Consider the following 18372-nt stretch of genomic DNA (forward strand, 5'->3'; position numbering starts at 1 on the left):
CTTCGTGTGCGTCCATAAGGACACTCGATAAACGCTCAGCCCGCTAAACAGCCAGACGGCCCTCGGCGGATGTTTACGGTTGACCAAGAAATGCCTTCCTTCAAGGTTGTGATCAGTTGCCTGTCCTCGAAGGTGAATACCGGGTCTGGGGGTAGAACTCGCCTCTAAAGTCGTAATGGCTACTTTTCCTTTACAGGAAATTTGAGACAGTATCTTAAACCTTCGCGCGCGTAGACGAGGTCTGCATTGCCTTCGAGCTCGTGCGCAACAGCATACTTGAGTAGCCGTGTCCCGAAGCCCTTTCTATCCGGCGGCGTAATTTCGGGTCCGTCGAACTCCTGCCAATTCACCGAGACGAAAGCACCTTCATCAGCTTCGTTCACCTGCCAATCGAGACGCACGCGACCGGTAGTTACGCTGAGCGCCCCATGCTTGGCAGCGTTGGTCGCCAGCTCGTGCAATGCAAGCCCGAACATACGAGCCCGTCTCGCAGAAAGGCGGGTGAAAGATCCCTTGATTTCGATATTCGCACGGTCACGCTGTAGATAAGGCGCGAGTATCTTTTCAGCCAGCGTCATCAAGTCAGCGTGCTCGCTGCCGCTGTCAAACGCGAGGTTTTCAGCGACTGAAAGTGCCTGCAACCTCTCAATAAATGCAGCGCGGAACTCTTCAGCGGTACGGTTTTCCGTGAAGGTCTGGGAGGCGAGGGCTTGGATTACTCCGAGCAGGTTCTTGACTCGGTGCCCCATCTCATGCGCAAGGACGTTCTGTTCGCGCGCCGAGCGGCGAAGTTCTTCGTGAACACGCAGCCGCTCGATCGCCGCAGCGATCAGGTTCGCGTAGTTGCGCAAGAACACGATATCGTCTTCGTAGAAGTCACGCTTCTCGCGCGCGTCGACTTCCAGAACACCGAATGCGGCACTCTCTCCTGCAATGATCACGTTGACCATGCTCTTGACGTTGTGGCGGCGCAGGACGGCCGGAATCTCGAAGCGGTCTTCCTCATCGACATCTGGTGACACGACGGGGTGCTCAGTCCTGAGGGCATAGCCAGCCGGCGATCCCTCGTGGTCTGCGAATGTCTCGCGGCCGACGACACCGGAGTCCCAGTTGACCCCACTGCGAAAGAACATTTCGCCCCGATCGGGAATATGTTCCAGCACCTTCACGAGAGGGATGCCCATGGCTTCAGAGACCAATTCAACAGCTCTTTGCAGCAAGCTGTCGATGTCGTCGCACTGAAACGCGAACAGGCCGAAATCTGCAAGCGCTGAATGATGGCGTCTCAATTGCTCCTGCGATGTCTGTACTTGAATATCGTTCATTTGCGATCCTTCCGCGTTTCCGGTTTCGCCACACCGCCGCCGTGACGAGGTCATGAAGCGGAAAGTTCAGAGTCGCAGTCAGCATGCGGTCTTGATCCTGCCGCCGCAACTTATTCTTTGGCGCGAGCCGACACTCGCGGTTGAAGTCGATCGCTCCTGACCACTGGGGAAAACATGAGCAATCTCGCCTGACGCCTCTGGTTGCCGCCAAGATTGTTCGACAGTTTTGAAGCAAGCGAAAAGGTCGTTGGGACAATGCTTTTCACAACGATTTTGACGCTCACAACAGTATAATTCTCGGGTCACTTGTATGACCTCATCGGGCGACTTCGCACTTTGGGTATCGCGGGCTTGTCCATGCTGATGAAAGGGTCCGTTACTTGATGCTTCTTTCGGTCTTCGTGATGGCACGCTTTGGACTTGCCCCGGTTTGCCATGGCCGCAAACGACGCCCGAGAGGACCGGAGTGCGCAAACCCTACAACTTTCCGCGTTGAGCTATTTTGGGAGAATTTTCGGATCTTCTGGGTCAAGGGCTGGGTCGAATACAACGGCCGACCGATCGCCGGTCCATACCGCCAGAGCACGCCAGCGACTACTGAAGCTGGCGCAAGGGACTGGATAAACGATGAAACGCAGCTTCAGGTTCGCAAGTACCTGATACGGTCGTGGCCCGCCTTTGCTGGTCGCAGAATGCAACATCGGCGCGTTGCCATTGCCAACACATGCAGCGGACAGGATAGTATGTGGTGAAATGCTGCGCCACGCAGCCGGGAAATACCAATATGAAATCCGCCTTCTTCTTTCGTTTGTCAGATTTGATGTCGCAGATCTGGGTCAAGGTGAGCGTCTATTCCCTGCTCGCGGTTTTCACAGCGCTTGCGGCTATCTGGCTGCGCGCCTTCATCCCATCGAATCTAGAGGCCGAGCTGGGTGCGGATGCTGTCGAAACGGTGCTGAGTATTCTTGCGACCTCTATGCTGACCGTGGCGACGTTTTCACTGGGCATCATGGCCAATGCTATATCAGGGGCGGCGGACGGGGCGACGCCGCGCGCGACGGCATTATTGCTGGAAGACGGTGTTTCGCAGAATGCCCTGGCAACGTTTCTGGGGGCGTTCAGCTTCTCGCTCGTGGGCATCATCGCTCTGCAAATCGGGATCTACGAACAAGGCGGCCGCATCATTCTGCTCGCCGTCACGATTGGCGTCATCATCCTGATTTATGTCGCCTTCATCCGCTGGGTCAATCTGTTGCGAAGCTTTGGCCGTATCCCCGACACGCTGAACCGGATCGAGAAATCGGCAGAAACCGCGCTCAGGCACCGATTGGACCATCCGTTTCTGGATTGCCACCCGCTGGACCCGTCAGACGATGTCGACAGCGACATGATCCCGCTGCATGCAGGGCAGGTAGGCTTTGTGCAACACATCGATACCGCCGAACTGCAAAAATGCGCCGAGGCGCTGGACCTTGAAATCCGTGTGGCCCGGATCCCCGGCCAGTTCGCTTCGGCCAGTCGTCCGCTGGCCTATATCCAGGCGAAAGCGGCAGAACCTGACAAAGAAGCGCGGCGCAAGCTGAGCGCGTGCTTCAGCCTTGGCGCAGAGCGGACCATCAAGCAGGACCCGCAATTCGGGATGATCATGCTGTCGGAAACCGCGGCGCGCGCGCTTTCGTCTGGGATCAATGATCCCGGCACGGCGATTGACGTGCTGCGCCGTGCCCTGCGGTTGCTGCTTTGCTGGGAAAACCGCCCTACCCCGAATGTCGTGCATGACCGTATCTGGGTGCCCGGACTGAAACCCGAGGGTTTCCTGCGCGATCTGATCCGACCGATCGCCCGCGACGGGGCCGCGATGGTCGAAGTTCACCATGTTCTGCAATCAGTTCTTCACGATCTGGCGCAGTCCCGTCCCGATGTTTTTGGCAATGCTGCTCAGGCCCAATCCCGCGAAGCCTTGGAACGGGCAGAGGCGCATCTGACCCTACAGTCTGAAAAGGATGAAATCCGCGCCATTGCCCGCAAAGTTATGCGCAGCGAGGTAGAATATAAAGCGCCCGCAACGTTGTGACCATGTGCACCGTATCAGGGCGCATGCCTTGAAAAGGCGACGATGTAATCACCGATTGCCGTTTCCAGCTGCGCATGACCAGCCGCGACGATGACGATGTATTGCCGCCCTTGATGAACATAGCTCATGGGGGAGGCTTGGCCGCCTGCGGGCAGCCTTGCGGACCAGATCAGCCTTCCGGTTTCGGTTTCATAGGCACGCAGGAAATTATCCTGTGCCGCAGCGATAAAGGTGATGCCGCTGCCTGTGACCAAAGGTCCGCCCAGATTGACCGTGCCCAAGGGGATCCGCAGAAAGGTCGGCAGCCCCAGCGGACCTGTGTCAAATCCCGTCCCTAGGGGGTTTGACCAGAGCAACGCACCGCTGTCCAGATCGGTCGCTGCGATAAATCCCCAGGGCGGGGCGATACAGGGCGCGTCTAGTACTGACAGCCACATTGGCCGGGTCACGCCCCACGGCGACAGCCAATGCGGTGCGATATCCTGATCGGGCCGCGCGCCACCCATTCCGACGGGCAGGTCGTCAACCTCATCGCGCGGATGCATAGTTACGACATTGGGTAGCCGCGAATGATTGGTGATCAGGATCTGACGCGCAAGATCCAGACCGACACCGCCCCAGTTGATGCCACCGATTGTACCGGGATGCAGCAGCATGCCATGCGGGTTTTCAGATGGCGGGGTGTAGATACCCTGATAATCCATCCGCAGGAAATCGCGCCGGCACAAGGCGGCATCCACCATGGCGACCCCCCATGTCTGCGTGTGATTCAGAACCTCGGGTTCCGGCCCGATGTATCCGGCGAAATTGGGATAGGCGGTCGAAATCGGCTGCGCTTCAGCAGTCCAGTCGCCGGGCAAGGCACCTTGCGGAGCGCACTGCATTCCGACCGGCTGCAAAGGTTCACCTGTCGCGGCGTCCAGCACATAAACCGACCCCTGTTTGGTGCCTTGCACAACGACGCGGCGTTCTTCACCCGCGATTGTCAGGTCCATGATCGCGGGCTGCGCACCCAGATCATAATCCCACAGATCATGGTCGATAGTGGCAAAATCCCAGACAGTTTCACCTGTGTTCACATCAATGGCGACAATCGCCGAGGTGAAACGGTCTTCTTCTTCGGTCCTCGTGCCGCCCCAATGGTCATTGGCGGAATTGCCGGTCCCGACATAGACAAGCCCGGCATCCGGATCGCCCGAGATGATGTTCCACACGTTTGGGGTGCCGCGCGGATAGATCTCATCTTCTTCCAGCGGGGTGGTCGCAAGCCCCTGACGCAGGGCATCCCACGCCCAGACCAGATCGCCAGTCGCGGCATCGTAGGCGCGCACCACGCCCGAGGGCGCATCGCGGCGCTGGTTGTCGCTGACCTGCTGACCGATCACCACCAGATCACCGATCACTGCCGGGCCGGATGTGGACGATGCCAGACCGGTTTCCTGCATACCCAGACCCAGCGCCAGATCGACCACGCCCTGTTCGCCAAAACCGGGGCACACAGCACCGGTTTCCGCATCAAGCGCGATCAGACGACTGTCCACCGTGGCGACATAGATCTGCGCAGCGCAAGACCCTGCTGAGGCGTCTTGTCGATGATGCGCCACGGCGCGGCAGGCGGCGGAAAAAAGAGATTCCATATCATCAGGCGACGTTTCGGGGTCGTAACGCCACAAGGTTTCGCCTGTCGCAGGATCAAGCGCCAGCACCTGATTGGACGGGGTACAGGCATAAAGCCGATTTTCCGCATAAATCGGCGTGTTCTGCGCGGAATAGGACACCCGGTCGTTGGGTGGCAGATCGCCGGTCTGGACCTGCCAGACCTGTGCCAGCGTGCTGACGTTGGCACGGGTAATGTCGGTCGCGGGGGTATAGCCGGCACCAAGGGGCGAGCCACCATAGGCGGACCATTCGTCAGCGGCGTTATGGCCGGGAAAGACGGTGGCGATGATATCGCTGCCCGCTGGTGTGATGCTACGTTCCCACGCAAAGCCGACGATGCCGCCCGCAATCACAATGGCAGTGACAAGACCCCCGAGGCCCAGCGGTCGCAACCAATGGGGCGCGAAGATGCGCATCGTGCCGAAGATGACAGTCAGCGCCAGAAGTGCGAATAACAGCCCGGGTACCGCCAGACGACCCGCCAGATCGAAAGGCCAGGAAACCAGCCAGCCGTTTCCGGCAATCTCGAAAATGGACCAGATCAGCGTGATGATCAGCAAGGCAGCGCTTGCCAGCAGGCCTTCTCGGATCAGGTCGGACGCAAGCAATGCGGCACCTGCCAAAAGGATCACGCCCGCACCAAGATAATAGAACCCGCCACCTTCTACTGCGATCTGGCCGCCGATCCAGATCAACGTCACGCCAAGTACCGCCTGTATGGCGACGATCACCCAGATGAAGAACCGGCCCGGCCCGGACATATGCGCCCACTGCAATAATACATGAGGTTTGGGCAAGGTTTTCATAGGCATCTCCGAAAGGCGCAGGAAGCGAGCCGCATTCACCGCAGCTTTCTTCTGCAACGTCGCGCAGGGGGCTTAGTTCCGTGCTGATCGGCAAAAATACGCCTATGCCGATAACAGGTTCGCAAACTTGCGCCATTTCGGAATCTGTTCGGCGACGACGCGCAAGGCCACGAGCATCGGCACCGCGATCACCATTCCCATGAAGGACCACATCCACGCCCAGAACGCGATGGAGATCACCACGAGCGCGGTATTCATGCGCAGCCTGCGCGCCAACAGCGCGGGGGTGACCACCTGCCCTTCCAGCGCTGTCAGAAAGATGAATGCCGATGTCACCAGCATCACCTGACCCACCGTATCGAACCACAGCAATGCGACCGCGCTGACCAGCACGACCCCCATCACCGCACCCAGAAAGGGGATGAAGTTCAGAACAAAGGCCAGCACGGCAAACAGCAGTGGCACCGGCATCCCCAGCGCCCACATCGTCAGCCCGACAGACACGCCCAACCCCGCATTAATCAGCGTCACGGTGCCCAGATAACCGCCCAATTTCTGTTCAACCTCGCGGAGTGCTGCAAAGGCGGTCCGCTTGTCCTGAAAGGCATCAAAGCTCTGGATGACCTTCAGATAAATCCGGTCGCTTGATGACAACAGAAAAAACAACAAGATAACGGCGAAAAAGAACTGTGCGACGATGGCAGGGGCTTCAGAAAGATAGATCAGCGCACCGCTAGCGGTGTTCAGCAGCATATCATCTTCCAGCATCTCGGAGTCGTCCTCGTCTTGGCTAAAAGCCAGACGAAAATCAGGTGCCTCATTGCCCGAGGATGCACCGCGAATGCCCTCGGCAGCGCTCAGCAATGCATCGCGCGCACGCTCCAGCCGGATCGTGATGTCGGTGATGATATCAGGCAGATTGTTCGCGACTTCCATCACCGGCCCGCTGAGCAGGAAAAAGATGCTGGCGATCCCGACCAACAGGCCAAACACCAGAACAAACGCCGCCGCATGCCCGTTGATACCAAAGCGCAGCAGACGCCGCTGCAGTGGCACAAAGACGAAAAACAATAAGATGGCCAGGACGACTGGCAACAGGAATTGCTTGGAATAATGCACTGCGCCCAAGGTCAGGATGACGCAGATCGTGGTCAGGGCCGGGGACGTGACAAGCGTTTCGGACACACGTCTGACCGCACGAGGCTCTGCACGCCGGGGTCGTTTCTTGGCGGACAAGGTAATCTCCAGCGATTTGATAGAATCAGTTGTTAACGCGACGATGACCAACAAGTTCCGCGTTGCACGGGGTATCTTGCGTAGGCCGGGATTTCATGACCATAAAGCACCGATCTGCGCCGTGAATAGCACATATCATGGCAAAATAACGGTTGAATTTTTCCTGATGCGAAACAATCATAACGGGTAGGCCGTTCTGAAAACGAGGATGATGTGATGCTGCGTGATAACGCTGACAAGGCCTCGGTGGTTGATGGGACCACACCGCCTGCATTCGCTGGAGCCGACGATGAATCCGCGCGTCTGCGTCGCCTCGTCAACCTGTCGCCTGCGGGTATTGTGGAAACTGATGCAAAGGGTGTCATTCGTTTCGCCAATCCGCGGTGGTTCGACATGATGGGCGATCATGCAAAGGACACCTCTTCGGCACGATTGTTCGACCTGCTGGTGCCAGCCTGCCAAGAAACCTATGCGACGGCGATAGCTGATCTGCAAGCAGGGGTGGCCAGCATCACGACCGATCTTGCATTTACCCGGCAGGACGGGACAGCGCTCTATGTCAGCAGTTCGTTGACCGCCTTGGACCTAACGAAGCCCGGTTTTTCTGGAATTGCTGCTATTTTCATCGACATCACCCAACGGGTTATTGCCGAGAAACGGCTGCGCGCCAGCGAAACCCGGCTACGACAGATTCTTGACAATACTGTTGCCCTGATCGGAATCATCTCGCCCGATGGGACGCTGATCGAAGCCAACGAACCGGCGCTGCTAGCGGGGGGCCTGACCCGTGCCGATGTTGTCGGCAAGAAATTCTGGGATTGCTATTGGTGGTCCCACGACGCTGCCACGATGGCAGAGCTGGAAGCCGCCATTACACATGCCGCAACCGGACAGACCCTGCGCTATGACGCCACCATCCGTATGAAAGGCGATGTGCTGGCCCCGATTGATTTCATGCTGTCGCCGGTTCTGGATGACGACGGCAATGTGGAACTGCTGGTCCCATCTGCATTTGACATATCGGCGCGCAAACGCAGCGAGGAACAGCTTGCCTTTGTCATGCGCGAGGTGAACCACCGGTCAAAGAACATGCTGGCGGTAGTCCAGTCCATCCTGCGGCAGATGCGGCCGACCGATACAGCCCAGTTTGTCCGCGATTTCGGCGCAAGACTGCGTGCCTTGTCAGCCTGTCAGGATCTGCTGGTTAATTCATCCAACGACAGCCCGGCTTTGATTGAATTGGTAAAAGCGCAGCTCACCCATTTCGCTCCATTGGACGGAAACCGCATATCCATTTCCGGACCCGAGATCGACATTTCATCCGAGGTGGCCCAAAATCTTGCCATGGCGATTTACGAACTGGCCACGAATGCGGGGAAATATGGTGCCCTGTCCAACGCCGCGGGCAAGATTGCCATCACCTGGCAGATCACGGATGGTCAGTTGTTCCGGCTGACCTGGCAGGAAAGCGGCGGTCCAGAAGTCACAGCCCCAGAGGCCAGCGGCTTTGGCACGGTTGTGTTGGAAGACATGCTCGCCATGGCGCTGGGGGCGACGACGCAGATCGCATTTAATCCGGCAGGCCTGCGATGGCGCCTTGATTGCCCTTTACGAGCGATAATACCGCGATAGGCGGGTTTCGGACAAATCGACATTTGCTATGTCGTAGTTTATAGCGCCGGCGCCTTATGTCGGTGCAAACATGCCCTTTGTCACTGAGGGGCACCGATGCATGAACTCTTTTTTTCTCGTTTTTGTCAACTTTTCACTGGTTGCCAAAGATGTCACCGCCACGCTTGAGCAGATGGGCCTTGGCGACCCGCTGATCGCAGCGTCCGAACAGGACGCTCTGTCAAAGCTCGCCGCGCTCGAGCAGGGTATGCAGGTCAGACTGGCAGTCATTCAGGCGACACCCGCCGTCTTTGCGGCGAGCGCTCTGCGCAACACGCTGGAAATGCTGGGCACTAAAGTTGTCCTGCTCAATGACGGTATCCCGCGAGACAATGCCGGATCGCCCTATCCGGTTTTGTCGCTGCCATTCTTTACCGAAGATCTGGAAGCGCTCGTGGCACAGATCAGCGATCCGCCCAAGGCCACCGCCTGAGGCGGGGCCGGCAACAATCAAGCCCGCACGAAGGCGGGCTTGATGTTAGTTTAAAGTTCTGGCGATTCACCCGTCAATCTGACGCATCAGGTCCCTTACATCGTCCATCTGCTGCGTTAGCATGGCATTCGCCTCGACTGTTTGGCCGACGTCACAAGCATCCTGATACGTGTCCAGCAATTGCTTTTCACCATCTGCAACACGGTTCAAAACATCGCTATCCACATCCTCGAACCATGACCGGGCTTCAATCACGGCGCGATTGAGTGTCCCAATAAAGGACCCGTCATCATCCGGAACGCGCCCTGCCTGCGCCAAATAGGTGGCCAGCACGGTTTCGTGCTTGCTATGGGTCGTCAGGAACGCCTGCGCCAGCGGTTTGATATCTGGTTCTGCCTTCTCGACCAGTTTGTCAAAGCCGCTGATCGTATCCAAGACACGGGTGTGCACCTTAGCAATCAGATCAAGCCGTTCGTCATCCGGCTCGGGCTGCGGGCCAGAAGGTTGGACGCCGCCGTCATCAGCCGTTTGGGGCTGCAAGTTCTTGAGGTTCGTGGGATGCATCGGAATGCTCCTTTATTGAAATTATGTCAGCCAGTCAGACTGGTGGCTGACCCCTTACCGCACGCGCGATCATGGCGACGACAAAGAGGATCAGGAAGACCACGAAGAGAATTTGTGCGATCGAAGATGCCGCACCGGCGATCCCCGAAAAGCCAAGTGCCGCCGCGATCAGCGCGACGATTAAAAATGTTAAAGCCCATCCAAGCATAGTGTTTCCTTTCAACTGAAGCGTTGCAAAAGCAACCATTGCAGGGTCAACGACCCACCGCTCGCAAAAGTTCCGAACTGACGGGGCAAGTGTGTGCAAAGAAAGGAATTTGAAAGAGAAAACCCGCGTAAAACGCGGGTTTCCATCTTCACCGGATTGTCAGAAAGGTCAGGCGTGCAGGGTCTGGGTCGATGCAAAGAACATCGCCTGCGAAACGGCAGACCGGACCTGTTCTTCGTCAAACGGCTTGGGGATCAGAAAGGCCGGTTCCGGCTTTTCCCCGGTCAAAAGCCGTTCTGGATAGGCCGTGATGAAGATCACCGGCGTATCGGGATGATCGCGCAGCAATTCCACTACCGCATCTACACCTGACGAATCATCGGCCAGATGAATGTCCGCCAGAATAAGGTCGGGGCGTTCGCGTGCGCCCAAGGCGACTGCTTCGGCGTGTGTGCGGGCGATGCCGGTAACCTCATGACCCATTTCGGTGACGATGCTTTTGATATCCAGCGCAATCAATGGTTCGTCCTCGATGATCTGGATGCGCCCCATCACAGACTTGGACATTTCACGATAGGCGATGGCGACAAGCTCCTGCGCCTCGTCTTCACCGACCGAAATGATTTGCGCAATGTCGCTATAGGGAAATTCTTCCAATGCGCGCAGCAACAGCGCTTCGCGCGTGTTCGGAGTCAGCCCAGCGAGCATTTTCTGCGCCCGTGCTTCGATTCCATCCGATGGGCTGGAACTGACTGGCGCGCCAGTTGTTTGCCATACACTATGGAACGCTTTGAACAGCGCCAGCTTGGGGGACATGCCGGTATCCAGCAAAGCTCGGTCTTCCAAAATAGCTTCCAGGGTCGCCGCAGCATAGCGGTCGCCCGTTTGTTGTGACCCTGTCAGGGCCCGTGCATAGCGCCGCAGAAAGGGCAATTCCTTGGCGACCTGTAACGACAATGACATATCTTCTCCCAATGCAGCTTGCATATCCCTGATTATTCTCCGCGTTACACTCTGGTTGTCCTGCGGAAGATCCAATAAAAAATCTTCCACAATCGGGAACCTAACGCAACGCATGACGTTTGGTTCCCGAGATAGACAGATTTGTCGGATGTTGCGAATGCAGTAAGGACGACGCATTATGTAGATATGAGAGTGCAAGAGATGAAGATGAGTGATAAAAATCAAATGCGTAAGTCGCAGATCGCACCAGAGGTCGCGCGCCAGATCGATGAAAACCTCAAGCGGCTTTATGCCGATAGTTCTTCAGAAGCGGTTCCCGACAGTCTCAGTCAGTTGCTGACTGCATTGCGCAACAAGGAAATAACGTCGCGTTCCGATAACGCGTAAGGCCAGACTACCGCCACCTCGCGCAAGCGCAAGGCAGATCGGGTCTCAAAAGTGGTAGGACATTGTGCCGAAACAGGTATTTAGCAACAGACTGGCGGCGCGATTGGCGGTCATTCTGACCTTGGCGATTGTCCCGCTGGGGTCCGTCGCTTTATATGCTGAATATTTTAGCTGGACGACCCAGATCGAATCCAATCGATCCCAGCTGATCACCCGCACTATTGACACCACAACCGGACAGTCCGCGCTGCTATTCAGCGCCACGCAAAATTCCATCAGCCTTGTCCCCAACATCGTCGCCCTGCGCGATGACCCGGCTGCATGTTCCGCCTTTTTACGAGATTTTATCAGCGAGGCGAGCTTTTACGCCTTTGCCGGCTTCATCGGGGCAGACGGAATCATGGCATGTGTTTCTCAGGGTGACGTTGTCGATTTCAGCGAAAGAGGCGAATTTCAAGCGGAACTGATCCCCACGAAACCCTACTTTCGGTTCCAGGAAGCCGGGCGCGTCACCGGCCTGCCCGTGGTTCTGGTGAACCGTCCGATCTACGATAGCGAGGGTTTTCTTGGGGTTCTGACAATCTCGATCGCGAATACCACGCTTGCCATGATTGCCACACAGCCGGATCCTTCTGCGGATCTGCAATTTGCCTATCTGGTCAACGATCTGGGCGATACCCTGACCTATTCCGAAAACCCGGACGCATCCGACCGTTTGCCCGAAACTGCGGATTTGCGTCGGTTTATCAGCGAACGCGAAGGAGTTTTTCCCGGGACAAGTGTCAGCGGTGCGGAACGGGTTTTTACCACCGCCACGCTTATTCCCGGACAACTTTATGCCCTGGGCAGCTGGAGCCCCGATCACGTCCGGGGCTTGCTGATGCCCCATTATGGCAGGCTGATTTTACCTGTCGCGATGTGGATCGCGTCGGTGGGCGTGTTGATGTTGTCGATCCATTATCTCGTGGTGCGCCACCTCAAACAGCTGAACACGCAGCTACGCCGCTTTGCCTTGGGCAACCGAGATGATTTGATCCGGCTCCCCGCCGATGCCCCGACAGAACTGCGTGAGATCGATTCAACCTTTTCCAAGATGGCGCGCCTGATCCGGCGCGATGAAACCGAATTGGAAGATGCGTTGCGCGAAAAAACCGTCCTGCTGAAAGAGGTCCATCATCGCGTCAAGAACAACCTGCAACTGATCGCGTCGATCCTGAATTTGCAGATGCGCCGCTTGAAAGACCCCGACGCAAAGCTGATCCTCAAGGGTGTGCAGGCGCGTGTGCGGGCGCTCGCTTCGATCCACCGGGCGCTATACGAAGAAACGCGCGTGTCCAATATAGATGCCACGGCATTTCTGGACAGCATCCTTAAGGACACGCTTTCGCTGGTGCGTGCGGACCGTAGCAAGCTGAATATCGAAACGGATTTCGATGCCGTTTCACTACCCGCGGACAAGATCATCCCACTGGCGATGTTGTTCGCAGAGGCACTGACAAATGCGCTGAAATACGCGACACCTGCCGAGGACGGGAAATACCCGCTGATCAAGGCCAGCATCCGCGCCAGCGGTGGTACGGTGGAAATGCGCGTGCGCAACGATATATCGGCGGAAGAGGCGGAGAGCCGGGATACCGGCTTGGGGCGCGAATTGATGACCGCCTTTGCGCTTCAGATCGGTGCCGATCTTGAGGCCGGTCCAGCCTTGGGCAAGGATGGCCGCACGGTCTGGGAAATCAGGTTGCGCATTGACGATGGCGGATTGAACCGTGACGCAGAAGATCACCCGATTTTATCTGCATAAGAATGCTCTCCATGAAAGGTGACGCCATGCCAGCGCCTGAGACCAAGCTGACCGACCCGGTCGAGGAACATCGCGCACTACATAAAACGGAATCGCGGATCGCGATTGCGGGGCATCCTTTACATGCGATGCTGGTGGCCTTTCCGATTGCGCTGACCATGTCGGTGCTCGGGGCGGACCTGCTGTATTGGTGGACGGGTGATGCATTCTGGGCGCGCGCCGCAGGCTGGGCCGCCTTTGGCGCGTTCCTGATGGGCGTGCTTGCGGGGATCACCGGCACCGTGGAGTTGCTGGCCGTGCGCGGAATCCGCAACCGGTCGGCCAGCTGGACCCATTTCATTCTGGCTGTGATGTTGCTGTCGCTTCTGGGCATGAACTGGGCGTGGCGGATCGGCGATTACGAAGCTGCCGTTCTGCCGCTTGGGCTTTTGATGTCATTTGTCGCGGCGGGATTTACCGCTGTCACCGGCTGGCATGGTGGCAAGCTGGTATTTGACTATCAGATCGGCACGAAAGCGTCCGAATAACCTCGCGAAAGGGAACCATTGCGGGGCGGCCCGTGTTGGATAGGCATGAGCGACGCCTCCCACAGATCCGCGCAAAAACCAGCTGTGTATGACCGGACCCCTACAGTCTGGGCACATGGGACGGGTATTGTCCTGTTGGGCGTCGTGGCAGTCGCCGCCCCTTTCGTCGTTTTACTGTCCGGGCCGCGGCCGCCGTCGGGTGGGATGATCTGGGATTTCAGCATGGGCCTTGGCTTTGGCGCGCTGGCCCTGATTGCCCTGCAATTTGCGATGACGGGCCGTTTGCGATGGATCACCCATCCTTTCGGGGCAGATATCGTTTACCTCGCGCATCGCTACCTCAGCTGGGGGGCCATGGCGCTGATACTTGGTCATTTTGCACTGCTTTATGTCTTTCACCAGCCTGCGCTTGGTGTGTTGAACCCGCTCGAGGCGCGCTGGGAATTGACTGCTGGCCGCGTCGCAATGGGCTGTTTTATCGGCCTGATCGTGACATCGGAATTTCGCAAACGCCTGCACCTGCGCCATGAATGGTGGCGCGCCCTGCATCTGGCGTTGGCCTTGGCGGGTATGGCGGCAGCGATCGCGCATGTGCTGGGCGTCGGCAACCTGACTGATACCACCGCAAAACGTGTCCTATGGCTCGGGGTCACAGCAGGGTTTATCGGCATTCTGATTTTCACGCATATCCTGCGGCCTTGGTGGATGGCGCAAAATCCTTGGCGCGTTGTGGCGAATACCGCTGAAAAAGGCGGTGTTCATACGCTGGAACTGTCGCCCGCTGGCCAGGGCCTGACGGCCTGGAAACCGGGGCAGTTTGCCTGGCTCAAGGTCGGTCGGTCACCTTTTTCTTTGATCGAGCATCCCTTCACAATTTCGACGGCGCCCGACAAAGGGCCTAATATCACATTTTCGATCAAACCATTGGGCGATCATAGCGGCGAACTGGTCAAGACTGCCGTGGGCGCGCGCGCCTATGTGGATGGTCCCTACGGCGCGTTTTCGATCGACAGGCTGGCTGATGCCACGGGCTTTGTCATGATCGCGGGCGGCGTGGGGATTACCCCGATCCTGTCCAACCTGCATGCTCTGGACGCGCGCGGCGACCAACGCCCTGTAATCCTGCTTTATGCCAACCCGACATGGGACGACGTCAGTTTCCGCGACGAACTGGCCACGATGCAAGGCAGGATGAACCTGACGCTGATCCATGTGCTGGACGACCCGCCCGATGATTGGGACGGCGAAAGCGGCATGATCGACGATGAAAAGCTGCAGCGCCACCTGCCGCCTGCATCACGCGACTGGCCGCATCTTTTGTGCGGACCCGGCCCGATGATCGCAGCGGTGAAACAGGCTCTGCATGACATGGGTGTTGCGGAACGGCATATCGACAACGAAATTTTTGAGTTGGTCTGAAAATGCGTCCCAAGCTTGCCCTGACCCTTGCGATCTTTCTGACGGTGCTTGCCGCTTTGCTCGCGGTCGGTCTGGCCTACATGCTTTCTTAAACCTGCTTTTCTTGAAAGGAATGTTATGACCACCCGCACCACTGCGATGCTTGACCAGTTCATGAACGAGATCACTCCCCGCCACGCAGGCGAAGATGAATTCCTGCAAGCCGTCAAAGAGGTCGCCAGCGATGTTCTGACCATCGAAAAGGCGAGCCATGACTTTACATCCGCCCGCGCGCTGGAACGGCTATGCGAGGCGGACCGCGTCATCAGCTTTCGCATCACATGGCGCGATGACGCGGGCGAAGTCCAGATCAACCGCGGCTGGCGCGTACAGCATTCCAATCTGTTGGGACCCTACAAAGGCGGCTTGCGCTGGGTGCCGGGCTTGAACCGGTCAATCCTGAAGTTTCTGGCTTTTGAACAAGCCTTCAAGAACGCGCTTACCGGTCTGGCCTTGGGTGCCGCAAAGGGTGGCGCCGATTTTGACCCGTCTGGCAGGACGCCTGCGGAAATCGAACGGTTTGCGATGGCTTTCATGGCAGAATTGTCTGCCCATATCGGCCCTGAGCGTGACGTACCTGCGGGCGATATCGGCGTCGGCAGCCATGAAATCGGGCTGATGCAACGCGCATGGATGCAATATGCACGGCACTGGGGCGGCGCGATGACAGGCAAGCCTTTGTCATTGGGCGGCAGCGACATCAGGGCCGAGGCGACAGGGTATGGCCTGATCTATTTCACAGCCGCCATGCTTGACGAACAGAACCAACGGATCGAAGGCAAGCGTATTGCCGTATCGGGGCGCGGCAATGTCGCCAGACACGCTGCGCGCAAAGCCATGATGATGGGGGCAAAGGTGATCACGCTGTCCGGAAAAAAGGGCACCTGGTACGCCCCGGATGGGTTCAGCAAATCGGCGCTGGAATGGGTTCTGACCACGCCGGGCGATGCGGTCTTTGAACCGGCCAAGGATCTGGGTGTAACCTTTGTCGCCGATGCGCGGCCGTGGGGCAAGGAACCGGATATCGCCTTGCCCTGCGCCACCCAGAACGAGATTGAATTGTCCGACGCCAAGGCGCTGGTCGACAGTGGTTGCCGCTTTCTGGCCGAAGGTGCCAACATGCCCCTGACCGCCAAGGCAGAGGCGCATCTTGCCAAGGCGGGGGTTACGCAGGCCCCCGGCAAAGCAGCGAATGCTGGCGGTGTCGCGGTATCCGGCTTGGAAATGCAGCAGAACGCCCGTTTTGATCGCTGGTCACCAGAGCGGGTGGATACGGCCTTGCGGGGAATCATGTGCGATATCCATGAACGGCTGAAATCCGAGCGGGGCAGTTGTTGCACAGATACAGGCCTGATCGATTATCGTAGGGCCGCCAATGTCGCCGCCTACCGCAAGCTGGCACAGGCGGTGGTGGACGGGGGCGCAATCTAAATTCACCCAGAAAGGAACCAAAGTGAGATCTGCGCGTTGCACCGGCGACCCACAGAACGAGGATGTTGAACAATGAACGCAAATTTTACTGGTCTATTCGGTCTTATCCACTTGGCATTAGTCGTCTGGGCAGCGGTATCCATTCTTGGTTCCGGCGCGAGCCAAGGTGAAAAGGTATTGTGGATTCTGCTGGTTCTTGTCTTCCCGGTGGTGGGCTTGATCATCTGGCTCGTTGCAGGCCCCAAAAAGACTTGATCACCAAGCCCGGTCAGACGCTGGGCCAGTCATCAAAGGAGAAAACGATGTCCAAGTCCGAAGAAGCAAAGGCGCCAACGCAGGAAGACCTATCAAAAGCAGCCTTGGCGCTGAAAGAACAGAACGCTACGCCAGTATCCCATCCTACCGACCGCACCGCCGACACTGGCATGCAGAACATAGAACACAAAGATCAGGCGCCCTCTGGTGCGCTTGACGACGTGGGCGACAAACCCGCACGCGAAAGATCACGCGAACGTCGCTGATGCGTTCTTACAAAAAACAGATATTTGCCCTCACCTTTTATGGTGGGGGTATTTTTTATTTAATAGAACTTTAACTTAATAGAAATTGCTTACGCTAAGTAAAGTCTTTTTTCTGGAACTGGATTAATTGCCCAGCGTTATATTACCAGAGATGCCGAAAGGCAAAATGGATAATAGGAGTTTACCATGAAGACGCTAATGCTGACGACCGCACTTGTTGCTGCCACGTCGATGGGTGCCTTTGCACAAACCGAAGCTACTGCGCCCGGCGCTGAAGCAGAGATGACCCAGACTGCGGGTGCGACCGTGCCGGCGTTCCTGGCCAGCAACTTTACCGGGATGAGCCTTTACACACTCGACACCGATGAGACACGCACGCTGAACGAGGCACGCATGGCGCAAGATCGGAACGTTCAGGAACGTAACCGCATGCGCTGGGACAGCGGTGCCACTTTTGCAGGTGCCCGTGATTCTTGGGAAAATGTTGGCAACATCGATGACGTGATCCTGTCGCAAGACGGTGAATTGCGTGGTGTGCTGCTGGATGTTGGTGGTTTCCTCGGGATCGGAGCCCGCACCGTGATGGTGGATTTGGACGATCTGTATTTCGTCGCTGACGACACGACGCCCGAAGATTTGAATGACTTCTTCGTTGTGGCAACGATGAGCCGCGATCAGTTGGAAACTCTGCCAGAATGGGACGAAAACCAACTGACCGCAGGGTTTGCCGAGCGCAGTTATAACGATGCTGGCGTACAGACCGGGACTGCGGTTGGAACGGATCAGGCTGGTCAGCCGGGCATGCAGGCAGACGGAACTGATCAGCTTGTCGGTTACGAGCCTATGACGACGGAACAGCTTACCGCTGAGCGGGTTCTTGGTGCCAACGTCTATGACACCGCTGGCGACAATATCGCGACTGTCGATGATCTTGTCATGGGCGCCGATGGCGAAATCACTCATGCGGTGATGGATGTCGGTGGCTTTCTGGGCCTTGGATCCTACACTGTGGCCCTTGATGTCAGCGAACTGGATATCCTGTGGAGCGAAGACAACCAAGACGTCCGCGTTCAGGTGTCGATGACGCAGGAGCAGCTGGAAACTTTGCCTGAATACGAAGGCTAAGTTCTACCCGACTAAGTAATCACATAGGCCCGCCTTTTTGGCGGGTCTTTTTTAACCCCGATTTTTTTCACTCCAACGGGAACGAAAACGTGATCGCGGAGTTTACTCATCAGACACACGGTAGATTTAACCATCGAAAGGAAATAAAATGCGCGGTATTTTGTTATGGCTTATCGGGAT

At 57.2% G+C, this 18372-nt stretch carries 17 protein-coding genes; 11 read left to right on the top strand and 6 right to left on the bottom strand.

Annotated features, from left to right (window positions below):
* Positions 1-179: 179 nt before the first annotated feature.
* Positions 180-1325 carry a sensor histidine kinase gene (locus ACK4TM_RS09240; RefSeq protein ID WP_409700108.1) on the bottom strand — a complete coding sequence of 382 codons (1146 nt, stop codon included), beginning with the start codon at positions 1323-1325 and terminating at the stop codon, positions 180-182.
* Between the two features lie 820 nt (positions 1326-2145).
* Here ACK4TM_RS09240 and ACK4TM_RS09245 point away from each other — a divergent pair.
* Positions 2146-3399, top strand: coding sequence for a DUF2254 domain-containing protein (locus ACK4TM_RS09245; protein WP_409700111.1), 1254 nt, complete (start codon positions 2146-2148; stop codon positions 3397-3399).
* Positions 3400-3413: 14 nt separating this feature from the next.
* Here the strand turns inward: ACK4TM_RS09245 and ACK4TM_RS09250 are convergent, their stop codons facing one another.
* Positions 3414-5870, bottom strand: coding sequence for a pyrroloquinoline quinone-dependent dehydrogenase (locus ACK4TM_RS09250; RefSeq protein ID WP_409700113.1), 2457 nt, complete (start codon positions 5868-5870; stop codon positions 3414-3416).
* Positions 5871-5966: 96 nt separating this feature from the next.
* On the bottom strand, positions 5967-7049 hold the full coding sequence (locus ACK4TM_RS09255; RefSeq protein WP_409700116.1) for an AI-2E family transporter: 1083 nt from the start codon (positions 7047-7049) through the stop codon (positions 5967-5969).
* Positions 7050-7316: 267 nt separating this feature from the next.
* Here ACK4TM_RS09255 and ACK4TM_RS09260 point away from each other — a divergent pair, with 267 nt between their 5' ends.
* Positions 7317-8732 carry a PAS domain S-box protein gene (locus ACK4TM_RS09260; RefSeq protein WP_409700119.1) on the top strand — a complete coding sequence of 472 codons (1416 nt, stop codon included), beginning with the start codon at positions 7317-7319 and terminating at the stop codon, positions 8730-8732.
* A 100-nt stretch (positions 8733-8832) separates the two neighbouring features.
* Positions 8833-9204, top strand: a complete 372-nt coding sequence (locus ACK4TM_RS09265) for a hypothetical protein (protein WP_409700122.1) — start codon at positions 8833-8835, stop codon at positions 9202-9204.
* 66 nt (positions 9205-9270) lie between these two features.
* Here ACK4TM_RS09265 and ACK4TM_RS09270 read toward each other — a convergent pair whose 3' ends face one another.
* The 3 genes from ACK4TM_RS09270 to ACK4TM_RS09280 form a co-directional block, all read right to left on the bottom strand.
* Positions 9271-9768 (bottom strand): DUF2383 domain-containing protein, encoded by a 498-nt coding sequence (locus tag ACK4TM_RS09270; protein ID WP_409700125.1) that lies wholly within the window; start codon positions 9766-9768, stop codon positions 9271-9273.
* 34 nt (positions 9769-9802) lie between these two features.
* On the bottom strand, positions 9803-9976 hold the full coding sequence (locus tag ACK4TM_RS09275) for a DUF1328 domain-containing protein (protein ID WP_409700185.1): 174 nt from the start codon (positions 9974-9976) through the stop codon (positions 9803-9805).
* Between the two features lie 168 nt (positions 9977-10144).
* The gene (locus tag ACK4TM_RS09280; protein WP_409700128.1) at positions 10145-10939 is read right to left on the bottom strand and encodes a response regulator; all 795 of its coding nucleotides are present in this window, start codon (positions 10937-10939) and stop codon (positions 10145-10147) included.
* A 186-nt stretch (positions 10940-11125) separates the two neighbouring features.
* Here ACK4TM_RS09280 and ACK4TM_RS09285 point away from each other — a divergent pair, with 186 nt between their 5' ends.
* From ACK4TM_RS09285 to ACK4TM_RS09320, 8 genes are all read left to right on the top strand, one after another.
* Entirely contained in the window at positions 11126-11326 is a 201-nt protein-coding gene (locus ACK4TM_RS09285) for a NepR family anti-sigma factor (RefSeq protein ID WP_409700132.1), read from the top strand.
* Between the two features lie 103 nt (positions 11327-11429).
* Complete coding sequence (locus ACK4TM_RS09290) at positions 11430-13130, top strand: sensor histidine kinase (RefSeq protein WP_409700135.1); 1701 nt, start codon at positions 11430-11432, stop codon at positions 13128-13130.
* Between the two features lie 26 nt (positions 13131-13156).
* Positions 13157-13657 carry a DUF2231 domain-containing protein gene (locus tag ACK4TM_RS09295; RefSeq protein ID WP_409700137.1) on the top strand — a complete coding sequence of 167 codons (501 nt, stop codon included), beginning with the start codon at positions 13157-13159 and terminating at the stop codon, positions 13655-13657.
* Positions 13658-13861: 204 nt separating this feature from the next.
* The gene (locus ACK4TM_RS09300; RefSeq protein WP_409700140.1) at positions 13862-15076 is read left to right on the top strand and encodes a ferric reductase-like transmembrane domain-containing protein; all 1215 of its coding nucleotides are present in this window, start codon (positions 13862-13864) and stop codon (positions 15074-15076) included.
* Between the two features lie 117 nt (positions 15077-15193).
* The gene (gdhA, locus tag ACK4TM_RS09305) at positions 15194-16546 is read left to right on the top strand and encodes an NADP-specific glutamate dehydrogenase (RefSeq protein WP_409700143.1); all 1353 of its coding nucleotides are present in this window, start codon (positions 15194-15196) and stop codon (positions 16544-16546) included.
* 72 nt (positions 16547-16618) lie between these two features.
* Positions 16619-16801 (top strand): PLD nuclease N-terminal domain-containing protein, encoded by a 183-nt coding sequence (locus ACK4TM_RS09310; RefSeq protein ID WP_409700146.1) that lies wholly within the window; start codon positions 16619-16621, stop codon positions 16799-16801.
* Positions 16802-16848: 47 nt separating this feature from the next.
* A complete protein-coding gene (locus tag ACK4TM_RS09315; protein WP_409700149.1) occupies positions 16849-17067 on the top strand; it encodes a hypothetical protein in 219 nt (72 codons plus the stop codon).
* 186 nt (positions 17068-17253) lie between these two features.
* Positions 17254-18192 (top strand): PRC-barrel domain-containing protein, encoded by a 939-nt coding sequence (locus tag ACK4TM_RS09320; RefSeq protein WP_409700152.1) that lies wholly within the window; start codon positions 17254-17256, stop codon positions 18190-18192.
* Positions 18193-18372 lie beyond the last annotated feature (180 nt).

It is taken from the genome of Yoonia sp. (assembly GCF_046292185.1).
In the GTDB taxonomy this organism is placed as follows: domain Bacteria; phylum Pseudomonadota; class Alphaproteobacteria; order Rhodobacterales; family Rhodobacteraceae; genus Yoonia.